Here is a 25,399-nt window from a genome sequence, read left to right as displayed (position 1 = left end):
TTATTGGTCATGAAGTAAATTGACTGCTTTTTTAGTTTGAATTTACTTCTAATTTAAGGTCTTTAGAATGTGTTGTGGAGTTTGAAATACTCTCTAAATTAACACTGTATTGTTACCTTAAACACCCAGATTGTCCCTATTTAAATAAGGTTGAAATCTGTTTACAAGTTTAATTGTGTCATAGCCACAGATTTTTTGCTACATATAATTTCAATAGATATTGAGCCGTTTTTTAAGCTATTGCATTAGTTCTAAAATGAATCTGTTTACTAATATTGAATTTTTATATTTTATTTAATAACTATAATGAATGTTATGCATTATAAAATTACTTAGAAGATGGTGTTTTTTAAAGTAAATTGACTATGGAGTTTTTACAAAAATCCCAAAGTTTCGGTATGATTGACCTCATAAAGTTAAGTGTTTTTAGGTAATAGGGTTCGAATTTTCACGCGAATTCGTTTGTAAATTTTATTTCTGAGATTCAATTTCGTGGTGGCAATTACTTCAAAAGTATTTTTTGTTCGTTTGCAGAGAATCATCCTGATTTTGTTAGGAGTGACGGCGATTTCTTTGTGGACAGCCAACTGGAGTTTAGCTGCTCCTGGGGTAAATTGGTCAATATTTTTTGCAGAAGTAAATCGTCAGTATGGATCGTCCGCGGTGAGAAATGCTCAAAGTTGGGAGCGAATGCTGCAACAAGTTAAGGCCATGCCTGACGAGGTTGATAAATTAAAGTATGTGAATCGCTTTTTTGATGAATTTCTACGTTATCGAATTGATCAAAAAAATTATGGTGTAAAGGATTATTGGGCACCTTTAGCTGAGACATTAGCAAGAGGAACAGGGGATTGCGAAGATTATGCGATTGCCAAGTACATTACACTTCGTTTAGCAGGAATTGAAGACAGAAAATTACGTCTAATCTATGTTAAAGCCCAAATGGGTGGGCCAAGAAGCCCGATTTTTGAAGCGCATATGGTTCTTGGCTACTATGCAACGCCTAATGCAGAGCCGCTAATTTTAGACAGTTTAGTGTCTTTGGTTCAGAAAGCTTCGATGCGAAATGATTTAAAACCCGTATTTAGTTTTAATAGCCAAGGACTTTGGGCTGGCTTGAATGTGCGCTCTACCTCAAAGCCAACGGCTCGTTTGTCGAAATGGCAAAAAATTCTTGAACAAACTGCAAGAGAAGGGATTTCATTGCAGTAGAAGGTGAAAACATCACCACGAAATGATTAATTAGGAGTAGTCACTCATGTCTTTGGTTAAACAGTTATGGCTTGCAGTTTCCGGGCTCATGATTTTGGTGTTTGTTAGTAGTTTTACGATTTCTAGCTTGAGTGCAAAATCGTATTACCAAGAGCAACTTAGTCTAAAGAATAATGATAATGCCAGTTCGCTTGCGTTAGTTTTGAGCCAAATGGATAAAGATCCCGTCACGGTCGAGTTATTAGTTTCTGCCCAGTTTGACACAGGTAACTATAAACGCATTTCGTTAATTGATCCGAATGGTGAAATGCGGGTTTCAAAAAAATATGAATCTGAAATGATCGAAAAGTCTTATCCAGAGTGGTTTGCTGGTTTGGTATCGCTTAACGTTCATGAGGGCGTTGCTCAAGTTCAAAATGGTTGGCAACAATATGGGGTTTTGTATGTCGAGAGTGATGATCGCTTCGCTTATCAAGCGCTCTGGAAAACTACATGGCAGTTCTTTGTTTGGTTTTTAGTAGCAACCATTGTTCTTGGTGTTTTAGGAACTTGGGTATTGAGAGTTTTAACACGTCCATTGGATGATGTTGTAGAGCAAGCAGAGGCAATTCAATCGCGTCGTTTTGTGACTTCAGAAGTCCCCAGAACTTTAGAGTTCAAAAAAGTGGTTAAAGCGATGAATAGCATGACTCAGCGTGTTAAGGAGATGTTAGAAAAAGAAAGTCGTCGTTTAGAAGTTTTGCGTTTTAAAACGCAACATGATGAGTTGACAGGATTAGCTAACCGCCAGTACTTTATGAATCAATTTGATGCATTGCTTAATAATCACGAACAAGAAGGACGTCATGTTCTGGTGATGCTACGATTCGATGATTTGAGTAAAATCAATCAACAACTTGGACACCAGCCAACGGATAAATTACTTAAAGAATTCACTGCACACTTGCAGTCCATTACCGAAGAATTCTCAAGCAATTTTTCTGAGGCCTACTTAGCTCGGTTGAACGGAAGAGATTTTACGGTTCTGCTTGCAAACTTTACGAATATTGACGATTTTTTAAAAACATTAGAGAAGCGTTTGGAAATTTTTTCAAACCAGCATCCTGAATTAGAGTCTCTCCATTTGCCAGCAGCGGCATTACAGTTTCCGCATTCAGAAGGGCGTGGTCGAATTTTGCAACAGATCGATGGTCTTTTGGCAGAGTCTGAACTGCAGCGGAGTTATGAAATTGTTTTTCGTGAAATGGAAGCGGTTCAAGAAACTGCTCAGGCACCTGATAATGTTCAAGGTTGGCGTGAACTATTGGAGACCGTAATTAATTTAAACTCGGTTCAACCGCAATTCTACCCAGTTAAAGATTGTGAAAATAACCTAATCCATCATGAAGCGATGATGCGTATTCAAGTTGATGGAAAGACTCATGCCGCGAGTTTCTTTTTACCGTGGGCTAAGCGTTTAGGATTATTACCTTTGTTTGATTTGTTGTTAGTTAAGAATGTGGTTGAGAAACTGCAACTTGAATCTCAAAAAGGCGAAGTTTCTGAGGTTGCAATTAATCTTTCCGTCGAATCGCTTCAAAATTTTGAGATTCGTGAGCAAATTGTTGAAACGTTGCAGTCTGCTCTTGATGTCTGTCCAAAAATTTGGATTGAGGTGCCTGAAAAATCGGTTTTGGAAGCGGTGAATCAATTTATCGACTTCTCTAAAACCGTTAAGGGGCTTGGTTGTCAGGTTGGTATTGATCGTGCAGGAGCAAGTTTCAGCAGCTTGCCAAGTCTACAAGAGATTGGTTTGGATTATTTAAAATTGGATGCAGCACTTACGCAAAATCTCCAAAATCAAGATGCGCAGACGAATGGTTTTGTTCGTTCTCTTTGTGGTTTAGGTCACTCAATTGGTTTAAAAGTGATTGCCGAGGGTGTGAGAGAGGAAGCGATGATTTCTGAATTGCCTTATTTAGGTTTTGATGGGGTGACGGGGCCTGCGGTTAAGTAGATTTGCTAGCCATTATCGTGACAAAAGACTCTTAATAGAAGCTTGCAAAACAAAACCGGCCGGTAAACATAAATAATGTTACCGGCCGGTATCTTATTTCGAAAAAAGGTTAAATTTTACTCGCGATCACTATGGCAAACTGAGCGAATCATCTTCTTCTTCCACCAAATCCAGCTTGTTGGTTTTTGCCCGAATTGTTTGACGTGTCATGAGCTTTTCTTGAGCTTTTTCCGGTAGTTCAGTGAATTGAATAAACCCTTTTTCCGTTAATAGGTCAATTACATCCTCTAGAACACGAATAAACTCTTCATCCGATTTAGCAAGTGATTCTTTGGCTTTTTCAAGCGTGTCTAGCGTTTTCATAATATAAGGGTGTCTTGCAATTTGCGGAGAGCGCTTGAGAAACTCAAAAATTTCTTCGGCATTATCATCTAAAATTTCATCAAACTCTGGAAGTTGTTCAAGGCTGATGGCAGCAATTTTGTGGTCCGTGTCTCGTTTAATATACATAACTTTTTCCGAAAAATCTTAAGCGTGTTCTGCAGTAATGGGGTGACCTTGCATATAAAGCATGAGTTGCATCCTATCACGAATGTTAAGTTTGGCGTAAATTTGCGTTAAGTGAGACTTAATGGTTCTTTCTGTGACATTAAGCATTTCCGCAATTTCTTTATTTGAAGTGCCTGTTGAAATCAATTCTGCAACCTTAATCTCTTTTGGCGACAGCTCTGACAGATCGGGCTCTTTAATTTGTGGCAACTTTTGGGAAATGGATTGTACCAGCTGGCTCATATAAGGTTCGGGTATCCACAAAGCGCCTGATTCAACACTTTTGACTGCTGTTTTTATAGATTCTGGATGGCTGAGTGCATCAAGGTAGCCACGGGCGCCAGCGGCAACAATTTTACGAAACTCTTCTTTTGAGGTGTTTCTACTAAGAATGATCCAAGGTGTTTTGCTTTGTCGAAGTTCTGACATTAACTCTTCCCAGCCAGGAATATTGCTGAGCAATAATACCAGTTCCTTTGAAGCAAATAGCTTAATGCGAGCTTCTTTATTATGGGATAAGGATGTATTCTCTATCACTTCCGCACTTGGAAGTGCAGCTTGCCAAACGGAGGTGTGAAATTCAGGTTGAGTAATTACTAACATAGTTTGCTCTTTAGCGTTCTGTCATTGCTTGTGATGAAGCTCTGAGTAGGGGTTTTAGTAAATATTCTAAGACGGTTTTTTTTCCGGTGATAATGTCTGCTTGAGCGGTCATTCCCGGAATAACTTTGATTTGCGGATTCAGTTTATTCGCATCGGTTTTTAATTTAACCAAATAGTAGGTTTCATTATTTTCGTCGGTGATGGAGTCAGGGCTGATATTAATCACCATTGCTTCAGCTCCTCCATAGATTGAAAAATCATAGGCACTGAATTTAATCATTGCTGGCTGGCCAAAGCGTATGAATGCAATGTCTTTTGGCGCGACTTTAGCCTCAACAATCAAAACATCATCGGTAGGGATAATTTCCAAAATTGCTTGCCCTGGAGATAATACTCCCCCTTCTGTATTTGCCAGAAGTCTTTGAACGGTCCCTTTTGTTGGAGAGCGAATATCGGTTTGCTTCACTCGGTCTTTTAAACCTTTAGCAGCTTGCTGAAGGGCTGATAGCTTGGTTGATGACTCTGAAAGTTGTTCTTGCCATTTAGTCATGGTGCTTGCTTTGAGCTCGTCAATTTTGTTTTGCGCTTCGTTAATCGCACCACGACTGCGCTCAATTAAAGCGTTGGTTTGAGCTAAATCGCCGCGTAATGCATTCAATTCACGTTCAAGGCGGAAGATTTCCACTTTAGAGACTGCACCAGAGTTTAAAAGCGGTTTTACAGCGTCGAGTTCCTGTTTGAGTAGGCTAATGTTTTTTCTGTGTTGGTTGCGTGCAGCTATTCCCTCTAAAAGTGCTTGTTCACGTTGGAACAGCTGAGATTCGAGAATGTTGGCTTCTTCATCTCGCTGTCTTAAGTTTGAGTAATAAAGTTGACGTTGCCGATCGACAACTTCAGGCGCTTCCTCTACAAGGTGTGTAGGGAAATTTAGAGGTTGTTCATTAATCAACGATTTCAGGCGTATGATTTCAGCTTGAAGGGAGAGTGCTTGCGTAATATTTTCTTGGAAAGATGAGCGTGAGCGTGTAGCGTCAATGCGTAATAATAAGTCGCCGCGACTAACTTCTTGACCTTCTTCCACTAGAATTTCTTGGACGATACCACCATCTAAAGATTGGACTGTTTGCAGTTTTTGCGATGGAATGACTTTTCCAGAGCCTCGAGTAATCTCATCTAGAGGCGCATAAGCCGACCAGATAATAAGTGCGATAATTGTCAGGACTACTACATAAAGTAGGCGTTTGGCACGAATGGGATGCTGCTGAATTCTTGCCCATTCCGCATCCACCACCCAGTCCTTTTGTGCGGCGGGAGGTGCACCTTTAGAAAATAACTTACCTAATAGACCTTTTTCAACTCGATCAAATTGGTTGGACACTTCGCCAACTTTTTTGAACATCGCTTCTTCTGTTGTTTGTTTATGCTGACTCATTAGCTAACACTCCCAACACGCCCTTTCTTCAAGGCTTCCAGAACGGTTTCTTTTGGACCATTGGCAACGATTTTTCCGTTATCCATAACGATAATTCTTTCCACTAATTTTAGTAGTGGTGTACGGTGTGTGATTGTGACTAATGTTTTGCCTTGGGTTGCTTCATCCATTTGTTTAATGAACTGTGATTCGCTCGAAAAATCTAAAGAGCCAGTAGGTTCATCAAATAACAGAATGGGTGGATCATTGATTATAGAGCGAGCTAAGGCAACGGATTGTTTTTGCCCACCGGATAAAAGTTGTCCCCGCTCACCTACAGGCATGTCGAAACCGGCTGGATGAGATCTGATAAATGTGTCCAAGCCGCTTAAACTAGTGGCTTTAAGAATGTTCTCATCTGTTGCGGAAGGGGATGCAACAGTAATATTGTCTTTGAGTGTCCCGTAGAAAAGGCTGATGTCTTGGGGCATGTAGCCGATATTTCGACGTAACTGTGCAGGGTCGAAGTGACGCAAATCCACGCCATCAATCAAAATATGGCCGGATTCTGGTTGATAAAGACCAAGGATAAGTTTTTCTAGTGTGGTTTTTCCAGAACCGTTGCGCCCAAGAATTGCAATATGTTCACCGGCTTTGATTTTAAAACTGACGTCTTTCAATGCCATGCGTTCATCATTTGGGTATTTGAAACAGACATTTTGAAACTCTATTTCACCACGAACAAGTGGTGGGGCAATCCAAGTCTTTTCTACCGGCCGCTCACTTTCTTTACTCATGATTTCTTCAAGAGACTGATAGGCGGTTGCGGCGTAGTGGTATTGCGACAACAATCCAGCTGTTTGGCCAATAGGACCCATGGCACGTGAGCTCAGCATGTAGGCAGCGATCAACGCACCTTGAGAGATATTACCTTCAATAATGGAATAGACACCTAGAATAATCACCATGATTCCCACAAGGTGCTGCATCCAGTGAGCACCTTGTGTAATGGATGCTGAAATCATTCGCATTTTAGCGGCATTACGCGTTAAGAAAATTGTGGATTTTTCCCAGTCCGATTGCGTTTTGCTCTCAACATTAAAGCTTTTCAACGTTTCTAGATTGGAGACACCTTCATAAAGTGTGGCATTGCGCATTGAACCAGCTTGCATTGCATCAAGCGATAATTCATGCATTTTATTTTGGGCAAAAAAGGCGTAGCTCAAAATAAGAAAGCCCCCAATTAAAATAGGTAAAGCCATAATGGGTTGAATTAGAGCCACAATTGTCGTGAACAATAATACAAATGGTAGGTCAACCAAGGCTACAACGGTCAGGGAGCCAATAAAGCTTCGAATTGACTCGAATGATTGAACATTGGAAACAAATGAACCAGATGAATTTGGACGGTCTGTCATTTTCATGCCTAGGACTTTTTCCATAATGGCTGATGAAAGTCTTACATCTGCTCGGTTAGCACCCAAATCAATGAACCAGTTGCGCAATAACCTAAGGGATAATTCTGCAATAAGCACGATTACAATTCCGGCAGCTAGAATCCATAGTGTTTCGGTTGCATGATTTGGTACAACACGATCGTACACATTCATGACAAATAGCGGCATTGCAATTGCAAATAGGTTAATAAAAATTGAAGCTATCAATATGTCTCGATAAAGATGGCGGTTATCTCGAATGACACCCCAGAACCAATGCAGGGAGTTTTTCTCAATTTTGTTAGTACGACTGTCAAACTTAAATTCAGGGCGAATATAGATGACAGTACCTTGATAGTTGCCTTGTAATTCATCAAGTGAAACTTCCACAAGGCTGTCAGGTAAGTCAGGGTAGGTCACTTGGGCTAAATTTCGTGATCTATCAATTGATTGTAGGACGCAAGCCTGCTCGGTCGAATCGGCATCTGCTTTTAAAATGAGAATAGCAGGTAAGAGATTGAGGTTGATTTGACTTAATTTACGCTGCTGAAGTTGGGAACTCATTTGAAGACGCTTTGATGCGCGATGTACAAGAGAAGGGGTGAGTTTTCCATCAACGAGCGGCAAACCTGATGTTAGGCTTTCTCTGGAAATTTCTTGATTGTGATGTCGAGAAATAATTAACAAACATTCAACTAATGCATCGTCATTGTGATTTTGAGATTTTTCTGTTTGTGAATTTAAAATTTGCTCTAGCACTTGTTTTATTCTTTGTTTTTTAAAAAGTATTAAGAACTCAGTTTAATCTTATTCATGATTGAAACAATGTAAAAAAATGAATCTTTATCAACTTTTTTAGGTTTTTTCCTAAAGTTACCTGTAGTACTTAATCTTCTTGGATTTGTATAAGAAAAAAGCCTTACAACAAAAGTTGTAGGGCTTTTCTTTGTCACAATACTTTTACCTAGAAGGATGCAAACTATTTGTTTTTAATATTGGTTTCAATTCGACGGTTAGCTTGGTGAGCTTCCTGAGTCATCCCATTGATAAGGGGCTGAGTTTCTCCAAAACCAATGCTGCTTAAGCGTGCTGGATCAATATTGTGATCCTTGACTAGGGTGTTAACTACAGCTTTTGCGCGACGTTCGGACAGCCATTGGTTGTAAACTTCTGGACCCTCCAGTGAGGCGTGACCACGGACTTCAACCAGGGTGTCAGGGTGCTCGGTCATGAACTTCGCTAATTCGGCGATGTCATTGTCATATTGGTGATCAATTTCAGATGAATTAAATTTGAATAAAATTTCCAAACGGTAAGTATTTCCTTCCATATTATCTTGTGCAGGAGCAACAAATTTAGGAGGCATAGCTTCAGCGACTTCAATAGGCTTTGGGTCCGTAATGCCTAAGTCCATTTCTGGGATGGCAGTAATTGGACACATCATTTCTGGTGTGACGTCCATTTTCTCAGCGCCTAAGTCACTTAGGTTTGGCATGTTTCCACGAGAAAGTTGTAATGTGCTTAACAATTTACCCATTTCAGCAAGTGTTTTAGCGACAGAAACATTGCGGTCATAATGAGCATTTGCATATGCGCGACTAGATTGGAAGAATTCAATTTCAGTATCAAGTAAATCAAGAAGTGAACGTTGATTGATTGAGAACTGGTCATTGAATGCGACTCGAACTCGATCAGAAGAGTTTCTGTGCTGGTTTAAAATTGGTAACTGCTCGGTGATTTTTTTTACGTCGTTGTAAGAAATTTGCAATGTTTGGCGCATATCGACACATTCTTTGTCACGAATGTATTCAGAGCGGTTCATATCTTCCTGCGCTTTTTCAATAGCAGTAGAGTTTCGGTCACCATTGTATAAGTTGTAACGGAATTCTAGAGCCACTTTTGCGTCACGTTCTGCAGTATGTAAGTTATCTAAATTATCTTCACCTGTAGTGTCATTATAAGTTTGAATGTTATAAGACCCCGTCAAATCTAGGCGTCCGCTATCCTCTGAACGTGCAGCTTGAACTTGCGAAAGTTTTGCTTCAATGTCGCGAATTGCTGCGTGGAAGCTTGGGTTGTGGTCGTAAGCGTAGTTCATAACTTCATCAAAAGAATTTGGTAAAGTTTCAGTATTTAAATCAGCATTTTTTAATTCTTTTGCAGGGACTTCACCAACAATTCGTAAAAAACGTGCGCTGACATCATGTAGATTGGCTTTTTCAGTGAGTAAGTTTGATTCAGCCAGAGCTAAACGACCATTGATTTGTTCTAAATCCGCACGGCGAGTAAATCCGGTTTCAACACCTTCTGCTATTTTGTCATACACCTCTAGGTGGCTGTTGTAACTTTTCTGAGCCAAGCCAGCTAATTCTCGATAACGTAATACGTCTTGGTAGGCAATGTAAGCTTCTAACGCGGTATTTTCAACCGAATCCATTAGTTCAAAATAACGTACCAATTCGGTGTTTTTAAATGATTGTGCTTGGTTAGCAATACGGTCACCGTCCCAAAGCATCTTTGAGGCAGATAATCGTGCGCTTGGGCCTTGATAAGTGTTGTCGAGCGTTGTTGTATTGCTGTAATTAGCGCTGTAGTCTGCAAAAAAATCGACAGTTGCATCACTGCTTGCGGCAACATTTTTTGCTTCTTGACCAGAGGATAAGAAGTTGTGCCATGAAGCTTGGACTTCAGGATTCTTTTCGATAGCCATTTTTAATACTTGGTCTATATTGGATTCTGGCGCTTGAGCAAATGCGCTACCAGATATTAATGCAATCGCTACAGCGAGTTTTGTTTTTTTGAAAAAATTGGTCATAACGAACTCCAAACTAAAAAAAATTAAGCAAGTTGTTTTGTTGGAAAACAATATAAAAACTTATCTTAGCCAAGTAGAAAATTAAGTTTTTTATGGTGCTTTCAGTGCTTGCTTTATTGATGAATTTGATAAGTAAATCATAGCGCAGTAAAAATACTTACTCATACTTTTTTCATGTTTTGTCTTACGAAATGCAACAAAAGTTGGAATTGATAATTTCCACAAAAATACAAATGTTTCGTACCTTAGTACGATGTTTTTCAATTTCACCACTTTATAGTATTCCATGTTAAAAGTTTTAAATTCTCAATTGAATTGGAGTCTGTTATGGAACAAATGATCGGTCGTATTCTGCAAGTCGAAGGGCAAGTTGTTATCACTTCAGCGGATGGAAGTAAGCGCTTAGTTGATGCTGGGCAACCACTATTTATGGGAGATAAGGTTGATACCGGCCGGGGAAGTTTGCAAATCCAATTTACAAATGAACATTTGTTAACAATAAAAGATAACCAGTCAATTGTCCTAGATGAGAAAGTCTTAGCCGCAACAGATGAGTCTGACATCACGAATCAAACAGCTGATGCAACTTTGGAAGATATTCTAGCCGCATTAAATAGTCAGGATGGTGACTTACTTGATAATTTAGAAGCGACTGCTGCGGGAGGCGCCGCTGCTGGAGATGGTGGCTCGATGAGCTTAGAAGTTCGTGATCTTGACGATCAAGCAGGGCAGGAAACTCAAGAGGAAGGCGGAGTCCCAATTCTATCTCGTGTTGTTGAAACGGTCGATCCAGTAACTTTTGATAATGCTGCATTTGAAGAGCAAGAACTGATTCCTCAAGAAGAAGGTGCTCAACAGGTTGCACTAGAAGCAGAGCCTGCTACGTTAGCGCCAACCGAAGCCCCAACCGAAGCCCCAACCGAAGCGCCAACCGAAGCGCCAACCGAAGCGCCAACCGAAGCGCCAACCGAAGCGCCGACTGAAGCACCGACTGAAGCACCGACTGAAGCACCGACTGAAGCACCGACTGAAGCACCGACGCCAGAACCAACTCAGCCTCCGACAGAGGAACCTACACCAGAACCTACAGAGCCACCTCAGCCGACACCTCCACCATTGGCAGACCCTATTGAATTGCAACTTCACGCTGTGATTGGATATGACGCTCAAACTGGTGAGCCGATTACTGCCCAAGTGACTACTATTGGTGAAACTGGCGATATTCTAGGTCTAAGCGAGACTGGAGAATATATTGTTCTTGCTTATGACGAAAATGGTAATTTGATTCCTCTTGCAAGTCAGCCAAGTGGCTTGGTAACTGTCAATGTTGGTGCACAAGGTGATGATGCGACACGTGGTGATGCGAGCACCGGTGACTATAATTCAGCCTCTACTATTACTGTGACCGTTGGAACGGCGTTCACGATTGATGCGAACGACGATGCTTTAGCAGATAATGGTGAGCAGTTTACGATGGGTCTTGAAAATGACTCATTTAGCAATGCTTCGGATTACCAAAGTGTGGACTATAGTGGAACAGTAGTAACTACTATTATGGATGCGACAGCCGAGGTTCCGACAGAAAACCCTTCTGAACAACCTTCTGGTGAACCTCCAATATTCGGTATTCCAGACACGGTACTTGTGTCAATCAGTGGCGAGCAAGACATCGTAGAAGGTGAGACCTCAACGGATTACACAGTCAGTCTGTCCCAAGCGATTCCAGCGGATGGCACGTCAGTGACCGTCGAGTTGACCTACTCAGGAACAGCAGTTGATGGCACGGACTTTACAGGTGTTGCCAGCGTCACGATCCCAGCGGGCAGTGACAGCACGACATTCACGTTAGACACGCTTGACGATGCCTTAGCGGAAGGCGTAGAAGATTTCACGATTACGATTGGTGACATCACGGATAGCAACTTCGAGAACATCGAAGCGGATGCGACAGCGAACAGTGTCGACTCAACTATTACAGATGAGCCAGTCCCGACAACGCCAGATGATCAAACCGCGTATGTGAGCATTGATGGACCTGCGACCGTTGTAGAAGGTGAAACGACAGCGGAATACACAGTGAGTGTGACGCAAACGACCACGGCACCGATCACGGTGAACTTCACCTACAGTGGTGTGGCGGTTGATGGCACGGACTTCACAGGTGTTGGCAGCACGATTATCCCAGCGGGAGCGACTCCGAGTGACAGCTTCACGATTGACACGATTGACGACAACATTTTTGAAACCAGTGAATCGTTCACAATCACGATTGATTCGATTACCGGCAATGGTGGTCTTGAAGATGTACGTATCGACACGGCGAACAACTCGGTTGAGACAGCGATTACAGATGAGCCAGTCCCGACAACGCCAGATGATCAAACCGCGTATGTGAGCATTGATGGACCTGCGACCGTTGTAGAAGGTGAAACGACAGCGGAATACACAGTGAGTGTGACGCAAACGACCACGGCACCGATCACGGTGAACTTCACCTACAGTGGTGTGGCGGTTGATGGCACGGACTTCACAGGTGTTGGCAGCACGATTATCCCAGCGGGAGCGACTCCGAGTGACAGCTTCACGATTGACACGATTGACGACAACATTTTTGAAACCAGTGAATCGTTCACAATCACGATTGATTCGATTACCGGCAATGGTGGTCTTGAAGATGTACGTATCGACACGGCGAACAACTCGGTTGAGACAGCGATTACAGATGAGCCAGTCCCGACAACGCCAGATGATCAAACCGCGTATGTGAGCATTGAAGGACCTGCGACCGTTGTAGAAGGTGAAACGACAGCGGAATACACAGTGAGTGTGACGCAAACGACCACGGCACCGATCACGGTGAACTTCACCTACAGTGGTGTGGCGGTTGATGGCACGGACTTCACAGGTGTTGGCAGCACGATTATCCCAGCGGGAGCGACTCCGAGTGACAGCTTCACGATTGACACGATTGACGACAACATTTTTGAAACCAGTGAATCGTTCACAATCACGATTGATTCGATTACCGGCAATGGTGGTCTTGAAGATGTACGTATCGACACGGCGAACAACTCGGTCGACACAGCGATTACGGATGAGCCAGTCCCGACAACGCCAGATGATCAAACCGCGTATGTGAGCATTGAAGGACCTGCGACCGTTGTAGAAGGTGAAACGACAGCGGAATACACAGTCAGTGTGACACAAACGACCACGGCACCGATCACGGTGAACTTCACCTACAGTGGTGTGGCGGTTGATGGCACGGACTTCACCGGAGTGGGCAGTGTTGACATTCCAGCAGGAGCGACTCCGAGTGAGAGCTTCAAGATTGACACGATTGACGACAACATTTTTGAAACCAGTGAATCGTTCACAATCACGATTGATTCGATTACCGGCAATGGTGGTCTTGAAGATGTACGTATCGACACGGCGAACAACTCGGTTGAGACAGCGATTACAGATGAGCCAGTCCCGACAACGCCAGATGATCAAACCGCGTATGTGAGCATTGAAGGACCTGCGACCGTTGTAGAAGGTGAAACGACAGCGGAATACACAGTGAGTGTGACGCAAACGACCACGGCACCGATCACGGTGAACTTCACCTACAGTGGTGTGGCGGTTGATGGCACGGACTTCACCGGAGTGGGCAGTGTTGACATTCCAGCAGGAGCGACTCCGAGTGACAGCTTCACGATTGACACGATTGACGACAACATTTTTGAAACCAGTGAATCGTTCACAATCACGATTGATTCGATTACCGGCAATGGTGGTCTTGAAGATGTACGTATCGACACGGCGAACAACTCGGTTGAGACAGCGATTACAGATGAGCCAGTCCCGACAACGCCAGATGATCAAACCGCGTATGTGAGCATTGAAGGACCTGCGACCGTTGTAGAAGGTGAAACGACAGCGGAATACACAGTGAGTGTGACGCAAACGACCACGGCACCGATCACGGTGAACTTCACCTACAGTGGTGTGGCGGTTGATGGCACGGACTTCACAGGTGTTGGCAGCACGATTATCCCAGCGGGAGCGACTCCGAGTGACAGCTTCACGATTGACACGATTGACGACAACATTTTTGAAACCAGTGAATCGTTCACAATCACGATTGATTCGATTACCGGCAATGGTGGTCTTGAAGATGTACGTATCGACACGGCGAACAACTCGGTTGAGACAGCGATTACAGATGAGCCAGTCCCGACAACGCCAGATGATCAAACCGCGTATGTGAGCATTGAAGGACCTGCGACCGTTGTAGAAGGTGAAACGACAGCGGAATACACAGTGAGTGTGACGCAAACGACCACGGCACCGATCACGGTGAACTTCACCTACAGTGGTGTGGCGGTTGATGGCACGGACTTCACAGGTGTTGGCAGCACGATTATCCCAGCGGGAGCGACTCCGAGTGACAGCTTCACGATTGACACGATTGACGACAACATTTTTGAAACCAGTGAATCGTTCACAATCACGATTGATTCGATTACCGGCAATGGTGGTCTTGAAGATGTACGTATCGACACGGCGAACAACTCGGTCGACACAGCGATTACGGATGAGCCAGTCCCGACAACGCCAGATGATCAAACCGCGTATGTGAGCATTGAAGGACCTGCGACCGTTGTAGAAGGTGAAACGACAGCGGAATACACAGTCAGTGTGACACAAACGACCACGGCACCGATCACGGTGAACTTCACCTACAGTGGTGTGGCGGTTGATGGCACGGACTTCACCGGAGTGGGCAGTGTTGACATTCCAGCAGGAGCGACTCCGAGTGAGAGCTTCAAGATTGACACGATTGACGACAACATTTTTGAAACCAGTGAATCGTTCACAATCACGATTGATTCGATTACCGGCAATGGTGGTCTTGAAGATGTACGTATCGACACGGCGAACAACTCGGTTGAGACAGCGATTACAGATGAGCCAGTCCCGACAACGCCAGATGATCAAACCGCGTATGTGAGCATTGAAGGACCTGCGACCGTTGTAGAAGGTGAAACGACAGCGGAATACACAGTCAGTGTGACACAAACGACCACGGCACCGATCACGGTGAACTTCACCTACAGTGGTGTGGCGGTTGATGGCACGGACTTCACCGGAGTGGGCAGTGTTGACATTCCAGCAGGAGCGACTCCGAGTGAGAGCTTCAAGATTGACACGATTGACGACAACATTTTTGAAACCAGTGAATCGTTCACAATCACGATTGATTCGATTACCGGCAATGGTGGTCTTGAAGATGTACGTATCGACACGGCGAACAACTCGGTTGAGACAGCGATTACAGATGAGCCAGTCCCGACAACGCCAGATGATCAAACCGCGTATGTGAGCATTGAAGGACCTGCGACCGTTGTAGAAGGTGAAACGACAGCGGAATACACAGTGAGTGTGACGCAAACGACCACGGCACCGATCACGGTGAACTTCACCTACAGTGGTGTGGCGGTTGATGGCACGGACTTCACAGGTGTTGGCAGCACGATTATCCCAGCGGGAGCGACTCCGAGTGACAGCTTCACGATTGACACGATTGACGACAACATTTTTGAAACCAGTGAATCGTTCACAATCACGATTGATTCGATTACCGGCAATGGTGGTCTTGAAGATGTACGTATCGACACGGCGAACAACTCGGTCGACACAGCGATTACGGATGAGCCAGTCCCGACAACGCCAGATGATCAAACCGCGTATGTGAGCATTGAAGGACCTGCGACCGTTGTAGAAGGTGAAACGACAGCGGAATACACAGTCAGTGTGACACAAACGACCACGGCACCGATCACGGTGAACTTCACCTACAGTGGTGTGGCGGTTGATGGCACGGACTTCACCGGAGTGGGCAGTGTTGACATTCCAGCAGGAGCGACTCCGAGTGAGAGCTTCAAGATTGACACGATTGACGACAACATTTTTGAAACCAGTGAATCGTTCACAATCACGATTGATTCGATTACCGGCAATGGTGGTCTTGAAGATGTACGTATCGACACGGCGAACAACTCGGTTGAGACAGCGATTACAGATGAGCCAGTCCCGACAACGCCAGATGATCAAACCGCGTATGTGAGCATTGAAGGACCTGCGACCGTTGTAGAAGGTGAAACGACAGCGGAATACACAGTGAGTGTGACGCAAACGACCACGGCACCGATCACGGTGAACTTCACCTACAGTGGTGTGGCGGTTGATGGCACGGACTTCACAGGTGTTGGCAGCACGATTATCCCAGCGGGAGCGACTCCGAGTGACAGCTTCACGATTGACACGATTGACGACAACATTTTTGAAACCAGTGAATCGTTCACAATCACGATTGATTCGATTACCGGCAATGGTGGTCTTGAAGATGTACGTATCGACACGGCGAACAACTCGGTCGACACAGCGATTACGGATGAGCCAGTCCCGACAACGCCAGATGATCAAACCGCGTATGTGAGCATTGAAGGACCTGCGACCGTTGTAGAAGGTGAAACGACAGCGGAATACACAGTCAGTGTGACACAAACGACCACGGCACCGATCACGGTGAACTTCACCTACAGTGGTGTGGCGGTTGATGGCACGGACTTCACCGGAGTGGGCAGTGTTGACATTCCAGCAGGAGCGACTCCGAGTGAGAGCTTCAAGATTGACACGATTGACGACAACATTTTTGAAACCAGTGAATCGTTCACAATCACGATTGATTCGATTACCGGCAATGGTGGTCTTGAAGATGTACGTATCGACACGGCGAACAACTCGGTTGAGACAGCGATTACAGATGAGCCAGTCCCGACAACGCCAGATGATCAAACCGCGTATGTGAGCATTGAAGGACCTGCGACCGTTGTAGAAGGTGAAACGACAGCGGAATACACAGTGAGTGTGACGCAAACGACCACGGCACCGATCACGGTGAACTTCACCTACAGTGGTGTGGCGGTTGATGGCACGGACTTCACAGGTGTTGGCAGCACGATTATCCCAGCGGGAGCGACTCCGAGTGACAGCTTCACGATTGACACGATTGACGACAACATTTTTGAAACCAGTGAATCGTTCACAATCACGATTGATTCGATTACCGGCAATGGTGGTCTTGAAGATGTACGTATCGACACGGCGAACAACTCGGTTGAGACAGCGATTACAGATGAGCCAGTCCCGACAACGCCAGATGATCAAACCGCGTATGTGAGCATTGAAGGACCTGCGACCGTTGTAGAAGGTGAAACGACAGCGGAATACACAGTGAGTGTGACGCAAACGACCACGGCACCGATCACGGTGAACTTCACCTACAGTGGTGTGGCGGTTGATGGCACGGACTTCACAGGTGTTGGCAGCACGATTATCCCAGCGGGAGCGACTCCGAGTGACAGCTTCACGATTGACACGATTGACGACAACATTTTTGAAACCAGTGAATCGTTCACAATCACGATTGATTCGATTACCGGCAATGGTGGTCTTGAAGATGTACGTATCGACACGGCGAACAACTCGGTTGAGACAGCGATTACAGATGAGCCAGTCCCGACAACGCCAGATGATCAAACCGCGTATGTGAGCATTGAAGGACCTGCGACCGTTGTAGAAGGTGAAACGACAGCGGAATACACAGTGAGTGTGACGCAAACGACCACGGCACCGATCACGGTGAACTTCACCTACAGTGGTGTGGCGGTTGATGGCACGGACTTCACAGGTGTTGGCAGCACGATTATCCCAGCGGGAGCGACTCCGAGTGACAGCTTCACGATTGACACGATTGACGACAACATTTTTGAAACCAGTGAATCGTTCACAATCACGATTGATTCGATTACCGGCAATGGTGGTCTTGAAGATGTACGTATCGACACGGCGAACAACTCGGTTGAGACAGCGATTACAGATGAGCCAGTCCCGACAACGCCAGATGATCAAACCGCGTATGTGAGCATTGAAGGACCTGCGACCGTTGTAGAAGGTGAAACGACAGCGGAATACACAGTGAGTGTGACGCAAACGACCACGGCACCGATCACGGTGAACTTCACCTACAGTGGTGTGGCGGTTGATGGCACGGACTTCACAGGTGTTGGCAGCACGATTATCCCAGCGGGAGCGACTCCGAGTGACAGCTTCACGATTGACACGATTGACGACAACATTTTTGAAACCAGTGAATCGTTCACAATCACGATTGATTCGATTACCGGCAATGGTGGTCTTGAAGATGTACGTATCGACACGGCGAACAACTCGGTCGACACAGCGATTACGGATGAGCCAGTCCCGACAACGCCAGATGATCAAACCGCGTATGTGAGCATTGAAGGACCTGCGACCGTTGTAGAAGGTGAAACGACAGCGGAATACACAGTGAGTGTGACGCAAACGACCACGGCACCGATCACGGTGAACTTCACCTACAGTGGTGTGGCGGTTGATGGCACGGACTTCACAGGTGTTGGCAGCACGATTATCCCAGCAGGAGCGACTCCGAGTGAGAGCTTCAAGATTGACACGATTGACGACAACATTTTTGAAACCAGTGAATCGTTCACAATCACGATTGACTCGATTAGCGGCAATGGTGGTCTTGAAGATGTGCGCATCGACACGGCGAACAACTCGGTTGAGACAGCGATTACAGACAATGACATCGGTGTTAATGTTTCGAATGATGCGATGGTGGATGAAGATGATTTAGCGACTGGTAACGCTGATTCAGCGGTTGGTGATGATGCTCAGGTTACAATGGGCACAATTTCTTATGTATTACCGGCCGGTAATACACTGGCTTCAACTGACCCAATTAGTTTATCAATTGCTAACTTAAATGGTTTAACGACCTCAAGCGGAGAGTCTGTTTCAACCACTTGGGATGCGTCTTCGAGCAAGTTGGTAGCCTATACTGGTTCAGATGCATCTGATGCATCAAGTCATGTGTTCACGATTGACTTAGGAGCAGTAGATACAGTTAACGGTCAAGTGAGCTATGAAGTTGAATTGTTACAGGCGGTCCAACATCCATCAGCGATGAATGAAAACAACATCGACTTAACCATTGATGTTCAGGTTGCAGACTCTTCAGGTATTTCTGGAAATAGCTCATTCACGTTGTCAATTGATGATGATATGCCAGTCGTTCAAGATGAGTGTGTTGTTGGTCTTGAAACAGGAGGCGGGCAATCCTCTACGCTTGGCGCAGATTTGGTTCTAATGATTGATACATCAGGAAGTGTAAGCTCTTCTGATTTAGATACTATTCATACAGGTTTAACGGGTTTATTTAATAGTGGTGCTGTGCATTCTGTTTTCTTGACCAGTTTTGCTTCAAATGGGGCTTTCCATAGTTCAGGTTCTAACGGTGGTTGGTATACCGATCTTGATGCTGCTTTGACTCAGGTTGACAATCTAACTAGCAGTGGGTGGACAGATTATGATGCCGCGCTGCAAACGGTTACAGATAATTTTTCGACACCTCCAGCAGGTGGTGGAAAGCTTATAGCGATGTTTGTATCTGATGGAGAGCCTACAGATGATAATGGAACTGGTTCGGATGGTATTGTTTCATCTGAAGAAACGGACTGGATTAATTTCTTAACAAACAATGGTTTTGATGAGTCTTATGCAATTGGCTATAACGGATTGAGCAGCAGTGATATTAGTGAGCTTGAACCTATTGCTTGGTCAACAGGTGAGACGCAATCAACGAATGATGGCAGTGATGACAATGTCATTATTCTTGATGATATTGATGATTTGTCTGATTCTCTAGATTCAACCGTTACGACAACACCTAACACGATTGATGGAAATGTTTTAACGAACGATTCGTTTGGTGCTGATGGAATTGAAAACCCAGAATTGTACTCAGTGACTTATAACGGTCAGACTGTAACGTTTGATAGTTCAACAACTTCTGCGACATTTGATACAAATGCGGGTGAGATTACGATTAATCAGGATGGTTCATATTCATTTATGCCAGAAGATGCCGTGAGTGCAGATGTGACTGAAAACATTACCTATACCGTTATGGATGCCGATGGTGATGCTGTTAGTGGGAATCTATGCTTGACTACAGAAAATGGCGAAGTTACCGCTCAAGATGAAGGCGTGAGCTTAACGGTTGGTGGTGTTGATACCAACTTGATTATTACCCTTGATGTTTCTGGATCGATGGATTCTGGTGTATCTGGAACTGATAAAACACGTTTTGAGATTGCTCAGGAATCATTGGTTTCAACGATTCAATCGTATCAATCTATGGGTGTTACAGAAGTTAATGTGACATTGTTTGGTGATAATGCCGATAACATTGGATGGATGACTGCAAATGATGCCATTGCTTACATTAACTCTCTTGAGTTAAATGGAAGTGGTTTAACCGCATCAGGAACACCTGTAAACATTAACACTGGTGGTACTGATTATAAAGATGCGGTGAATGAAACAGAAACGATTGACTTTACAGGAAAAGGCGCTGATCAAACTATTGGTTATTTCTTATCAGATGGAAATCCAAATTCAAACTCTAGTGATGTAGATAGTGACCAAGACTCAACTATTTTGGATTGGAAAGATTTCATCGAATCCAATGTAGATACGCTTCACGTTGTCGGTATTGGTTCAAATGTGTCGGATGAGTATCTTGAGCACATCCAAGTTGAGGATGGTGTTGATCCAATTATGGTGTCAGATGAAACTCAATTGGCTCAAACATTGACGAATACCGCGACAGTGTCTGTGAGTGGTGATGTTTCGGATAACTATTCAGGTACCAACGAAGTTACCATTGATAGTATTGAAGTCTACGGTACTACCTATACCAGCGGCAATTTCCCTGTTGAAGGGGTTGAACTTGATGGTCAAGGCACATTGATGTTTGATTTTGTCACAGGTGAATATTCTTACAGTGCACAATCGGGTGAGTTTGCAGAAGGAACAACGGCGAAAGTCTTCTCGGTGAATGTTTCCGATGCAGATGGCGATACAGCCTCCTTTAATGTGAATATTGATGTCACGGCATTGGATACCACTGCGTCAGCACCTAATTTGGATGGTGAGTCTTTAGTTGCCTCAGAGTCGGTGAGTTCAACGCAAACTGTTGAAACAGTCAGTGATAGTTCAACTTCCGACATAGGTGGTTGGTCATCAACTAAAACTTACTCTTTGGGTGATGATGCATTGAGTTTTACACTGAAGATTTCTAATTTTGAAGATAACGGTTGGTGGGATTCAAATGGTTCTGGATATATTCAGATACTGGATGGAGCAACTGTTGTTGACACTATCACATTAAATCGGAATGGATCTTATGACTACACTGCTCCAGCTGGCTCAAACTTTGATGCAGTAAAAGTTGTAAGCACTAGTGGATACTTCAAAGTCTCTGACTTTAGTGCTGAAGTGACACAGACGGTGAATACCTATAGTTACGAGCTAGATTTGAGTGCTTCTTTGACAGATACAGATTCAGAAACCTTAAGTGATGTAACGGTTAGTGACTTGCCAAACGGTGTGACAGTGACAGGAACTGGAGTCACTGATAACGGTGATGGAACCTTCACAGTTGAATTAACCGGTGGAGTAGCGGCTTCAGATGTGAAATTGGCATCAACTTCACAACTTACTCAAGCTGCATTGGATGCCATTACCATTTCTGTAACGGCAACTGAAACAACTACAGGTCATGAAAATACTGTGACCGCTCAACTCGTTGACGGTATTGTAGAAGGTCTAGCTTATGTGACGACTTCTGGAGTGTCAGGCTTGACTGATGCAAATGGTAGCTTCAGCTATGTTGAAGGAGACTCGGTGACCTTTATGGTCGGAGATGTGGTCATTGGTACTGCGGCTGCGAATGATTTAGCTGAAGGTCAGGTGTTCTTGCAAGACCTTGCCAATGTAGATCGTTCTGACTTGAATAACGAATATGTTGAAAACATGGCGGTATTCCTACAGTCACTTGATCAGGTTGCGGATCCTGAGTACTCAATTACGATTACGCCAGAAGTTCACGCGAAGTTTGCAGGTTCGAATATTGATCTTCGTTCAATTTCGGAAGCAGACTTGAAAGCAGCGATCCAAGCGGCTGGTGAAACTTATGTCACTGAAGAAGAGGCGATGGCGCATGTTAAAACCATGTTGGAAACCTACGGTGGCCAAACAGAGTTTGACGCGCATGTGGATGATTCAATCGTTACGGCAACTTTAGCGATTGAAGCGATTGATGGCTTGAGTTACCAAACTTCTTCAGGCATGTCTGGGGTCATGGAAAATGGTGCCTTTACTTATGATGAAGGTGACGTGATTCAGCTATTTGCTGGCGATACCTTAGTCGCTGAATTTAATTCGGACGACATTGGTTCTGATGCATTGATTACTTTCGATGAAATCGACTTTGGTATGTCGCTTGAAGAGCTTGAAGCTCTAATTGCAGGAGATACAGTTGAGGAAACCGAGGAATTAGCTTCAGAAGAAGTTGTTGAAGGTGACGAGACTGAAGAAGCTGCAGAGGAAACTGATGCAGAGGCTGAAGATTCAGTTGATGAAAATTCAGAGGATTCAACTCAGCAGCAAACCACAACGGCTGCTTCAACCGCTGAAGGGTCTGCAACAGCGGAGGATAATGCTGAGGATTCTGAGCAGACCGGTGACGTCGCTGCTGATGAACCAGATGATTCTGAAGTTGGAACGGATGACACGGATGGTGATGTAGATACGACTGAAGAGTCTGAAGAAACACCTGAAACAGATGAAGCGATGACGTCGGATGTTGAAGACGATTCTGAAGCATCTGAAAAGGATGCTGATGATGACCGTTCTGAAAGCAATGATTCGACAGAATCTTCTGATGAAGTCATTGACGAATCAGAGGAAGGTGATTCTGACTCTGATGCTAATGAATCAGATGGCTCTGATGATTCTTCGAATACCGAAGGTGAAGGTGCGCTAGAAGTTGATCTAGCAGGCTTTATTCATGAAGGTGAAGCAGAGCCTGAGTTGCACTTTGATAATCTGGCAGATTCATCGACCGATGGTGAAGAATCCTCAGATGATTCAGACAGCTCAACTGCTGAGCCGATTACAGAGGATGATGTTCTATCCGATGATGAGCAAACGGTTGAGTTGCCTGCATCTGATGATGACTCAGAGTCTGCACCAGCTGCAAGTTCTGGTTCAACGCCAGATACTGATTCTAATTCGGCACCTGACTCTTCAGGTATGCCTTCTGCGGAAGAGCAAGCGATTATGGAAGCAAACCTTAATCAACCACATCAAGATAACTAATCTAATCTGAATAAGCTTAGACGTTAATCTTGCCTAAACAAACCCTCGGATAACAATGTTGTCCGAGGGTTTTTTATTGCCTGTTTAAAAGTTTACCGGCCGGTAAAAACTTGATCGAATGCTAGAGGATCTCTTTGTGAGAGCTCATCGCCTGCATAATTTTAGTCCAGTGGTTGTCAAATCGCGGAATCAATCCGACTTTAAGACCAAGTGGTTTGAAGGCTTGATTGAGTACTTTGGTATTTGCTTGGATTTTGCCATTTTCAATATTTGAAAGAGTTTTTCGACTGATACCCACCAGATTGGCATAGCGCTCTTGATTCATTTGTAAGACATTTTTTCGCAGAAAACATAGAAGTTCACCTTCGGTTTTTGTTCCTTGCCAAACGTCCTGTAAGGCTTTTAACATCAAGGTTTCGTGGTTTTCGACGGAATCTTCTGGTGGCTTTTGTTTTTGATTATCCTTCAGCTTTTTACGGTTGGTCATAATAACTCCCATTTGGACAGTCTTGATTCAATGGAATTCATACCTAACACGGGAATTTCTAAAAATTCGGCATTCACTCCATAGTCTAACAAGCGTTCTTTCAAGCCTACTAACTCGGCTGCTAAGGCTTGCAACTCCTGCCATAGTTCGGTTGGTTGAATATGTTCTTTCAGTTGCTGTGTGATGCCCTTCCAATCAAAGTCACCACCGGATTCATAGGGTCTTCCCCATTTGATTGAGCGGACAATTTGTTCTAAATCTGCTTTCATGGGAGCAAAGTCATAAATTGGGGCAAGCTCAATTTTTCCATGCTTTTTCAGGAAAGCATGATTTCGTCCATGATTGTCACTGTTGGCAAACATCACATTTAAAAAGTCTCGCTTGACCCATTCTTTGGTAAATTCATTGGCATTAAAACCGTTTAGTTCTTGCAGTTTTTCACAAATGGATTGTATAACGTCAAAATGATTCAATAAGCTACCGGCCGGTTTTTCTAATATGGAATACATTGACTCTAATCCATAGTGCTCAACGTAACCCTTGTCATAAGACACATCAAAACGCGGTAACCAGAGTGAAATCTGATCGCCTTGTTTTTGTAAATGGGTTTTTGAGGCATCAATGGCAGAAAACCCCAGACGATTGAGTTCTTTAATATAGGCATACTCAGCTTCAAGGATTTGCTGATCTCGTAAGAGTCCTTTGCCACGGGGAAATTTGACTAAGTAGTGTTGATCTAAATTGGTTAAGTTGTCTTGGTAGGTATCAATCCAAACAGATTCGCCATTGCGACGAACAAGTAATTTTGGAGCTTCGCCTGCAGCACCCGTTGCACCACCACTCATGGCACCCATTTCTTGAGCATATTCCAAAAAGTCAATGTTATGTTCAACGACATCAGAAACTGAAAAGCGACGCTCTTGAAGGTCATCTGCAAATTTTTCCGGAACAGCTTCTTTCACTCTGAGGTTTCCAATAGGAGCTATGGTTGCCTGTTGTAACAAAATGATATCTTGTTTCCATCTTGCAACACCTTCCAACCCTAAACGTCGAATCCAATATCGTCGACTTGAACCGGCCGGTAGAATATCTTCAATAAAACCAAACCATCCTTGTTTTTGATAGGTCTGAAAAATTTCTACAGGATAATTCACTGAGCAAGCGGTTTCTAATCGTTCAAATAAGAAGTCAATTTTGTAAGGCTTGAGGTAATCAAGAGAAACATTCTGGGATGGTGTATCTGCTTTGAGCTCTGCAGCATCATGCCATTTTTGGTTATGGAACACTTGTAGAGTGATTTTCATACGGAGTCTCTTCTGGGTATATATTTACTCATTTTAAAGGGTGTGTTGTATTAAATGTGAAATTATTTACTCATAATAGAGTGTTTATGAGATTTTTTGAGTAATAATGTACTCATTTTTGTTTGTGGTCATTGAATGTAAATTCTGCAATATGACTATCATTCTGATTGAGGAGATGACAGTTGTTTGGTTATTTACCGGCCGGTAAATTATTTTTATAACCCCTATTAAATTATATTTATACGCTTTAATACTTAGGTGTATTT

At 43.9% G+C, this 25,399-nt stretch carries 10 protein-coding genes; 3 read left to right on the top strand and 7 right to left on the bottom strand.

What is annotated here, in order from left to right; genetic code table 11:
• Positions 1 to 495: 495 nt before the first annotated feature.
• Entirely contained in the window at positions 496 to 1,212 is a 717-nt protein-coding gene (locus D9T12_RS10450; RefSeq protein ID WP_240693180.1) for a transglutaminase-like cysteine peptidase, read from the top strand.
• A gap of 46 nt (positions 1,213 to 1,258) precedes the next feature.
• Positions 1,259 to 3,208 carry a bifunctional diguanylate cyclase/phosphodiesterase gene (locus D9T12_RS10445; RefSeq protein ID WP_130538116.1) on the top strand — a complete coding sequence of 650 codons (1,950 nt, stop codon included), beginning with the start codon at positions 1,259 to 1,261 and terminating at the stop codon, positions 3,206 to 3,208.
• Between the two features lie 129 nt (positions 3,209 to 3,337).
• On the opposite strand, the gene D9T12_RS12510 is transcribed toward D9T12_RS10445, so the two are convergent.
• From D9T12_RS12510 to D9T12_RS10420, 5 genes are all read right to left on the bottom strand, one after another.
• The gene (locus D9T12_RS12510; RefSeq protein WP_130538115.1) at positions 3,338 to 3,718 is read right to left on the bottom strand and encodes a hypothetical protein; all 381 of its coding nucleotides are present in this window, start codon (positions 3,716 to 3,718) and stop codon (positions 3,338 to 3,340) included.
• Positions 3,719 to 3,736: 18 nt separating this feature from the next.
• Positions 3,737 to 4,360: a response regulator transcription factor gene (locus tag D9T12_RS10435; protein WP_130538114.1), complete on the bottom strand. Its 624-nt coding sequence runs from the start codon at positions 4,358 to 4,360 to the stop codon at positions 3,737 to 3,739.
• A 10-nt stretch (positions 4,361 to 4,370) separates the two neighbouring features.
• Positions 4,371 to 5,792, bottom strand: coding sequence for an HlyD family type I secretion periplasmic adaptor subunit (locus D9T12_RS10430; RefSeq protein WP_130538113.1), 1,422 nt, complete (start codon positions 5,790 to 5,792; stop codon positions 4,371 to 4,373).
• Positions 5,792 to 7,966, bottom strand: a complete 2,175-nt coding sequence (locus D9T12_RS10425; protein WP_130538112.1) for a type I secretion system permease/ATPase — start codon at positions 7,964 to 7,966, stop codon at positions 5,792 to 5,794. Before D9T12_RS10425 ends, D9T12_RS10430 begins: the two co-directional genes overlap by 1 nt.
• 220 nt (positions 7,967 to 8,186) lie before the next feature.
• The gene (locus tag D9T12_RS10420; RefSeq protein ID WP_130538111.1) at positions 8,187 to 10,022 is read right to left on the bottom strand and encodes an OmpA family protein; all 1,836 of its coding nucleotides are present in this window, start codon (positions 10,020 to 10,022) and stop codon (positions 8,187 to 8,189) included.
• A gap of 327 nt (positions 10,023 to 10,349) precedes the next feature.
• Here D9T12_RS10420 and D9T12_RS10415 point away from each other — a divergent pair, with 327 nt between their 5' ends.
• Positions 10,350 to 23,342 (top strand): Calx-beta domain-containing protein, encoded by a 12,993-nt coding sequence (locus D9T12_RS10415; protein ID WP_130538110.1) that lies wholly within the window; start codon positions 10,350 to 10,352, stop codon positions 23,340 to 23,342.
• 121 nt (positions 23,343 to 23,463) lie between these two features.
• Here the strand turns inward: D9T12_RS10415 and D9T12_RS10410 are convergent, their stop codons facing one another.
• Together D9T12_RS10410 and D9T12_RS10405 are read right to left on the bottom strand one after the other, a co-directional pair.
• Positions 23,464 to 23,829 (bottom strand): helix-turn-helix domain-containing protein, encoded by a 366-nt coding sequence (locus D9T12_RS10410; protein ID WP_165395097.1) that lies wholly within the window; start codon positions 23,827 to 23,829, stop codon positions 23,464 to 23,466.
• A complete protein-coding gene (locus D9T12_RS10405) occupies positions 23,826 to 25,133 on the bottom strand; it encodes a type II toxin-antitoxin system HipA family toxin (protein ID WP_130538108.1) in 1,308 nt (435 codons plus the stop codon). The genes D9T12_RS10410 and D9T12_RS10405 overlap by 4 nt, the downstream gene beginning before the upstream one ends.
• Between the last annotated feature and the right edge of the window lie 266 nt (positions 25,134 to 25,399).

Source organism: Thiomicrorhabdus indica (assembly GCF_004293625.1).
Classification (GTDB): Bacteria; Pseudomonadota; Gammaproteobacteria; order Thiomicrospirales; family Thiomicrospiraceae; genus Thiomicrorhabdus; species Thiomicrorhabdus indica.
Note: the sequence above shows the minus strand (reverse complement) of the source record. Positions and strands in the feature narration are given on the sequence as shown.

Bases quoted from the DNA above. Each gene is read 5' to 3' on its own strand.
- D9T12_RS10445 (WP_130538116.1), top strand. From the start codon at position 1,259: ATGTCTTTGGTTAAACAGTTATGGCTTGCAGTTTCCGGGCTCATGATT.
- D9T12_RS12510 (WP_130538115.1), bottom strand. From the start codon at position 3,718: ATGTATATTAAACGAGACACGGACCACAAAATTGCTGCCATCAGCCTT.
- D9T12_RS10435 (WP_130538114.1), bottom strand. From the start codon at position 4,360: ATGTTAGTAATTACTCAACCTGAATTTCACACCTCCGTTTGGCAAGCT.
- D9T12_RS10430 (WP_130538113.1), bottom strand. From the start codon at position 5,792: ATGAGTCAGCATAAACAAACAACAGAAGAAGCGATGTTCAAAAAAGTT.
- D9T12_RS10420 (WP_130538111.1), bottom strand. From the start codon at position 10,022: ATGACCAATTTTTTCAAAAAAACAAAACTCGCTGTAGCGATTGCATTA.
- D9T12_RS10415 (WP_130538110.1), top strand. From the start codon at position 10,350: ATGGAACAAATGATCGGTCGTATTCTGCAAGTCGAAGGGCAAGTTGTT.
- D9T12_RS10410 (WP_165395097.1), bottom strand. From the start codon at position 23,829: ATGACCAACCGTAAAAAGCTGAAGGATAATCAAAAACAAAAGCCACCA.
- D9T12_RS10405 (WP_130538108.1), bottom strand. From the start codon at position 25,133: ATGAAAATCACTCTACAAGTGTTCCATAACCAAAAATGGCATGATGCT.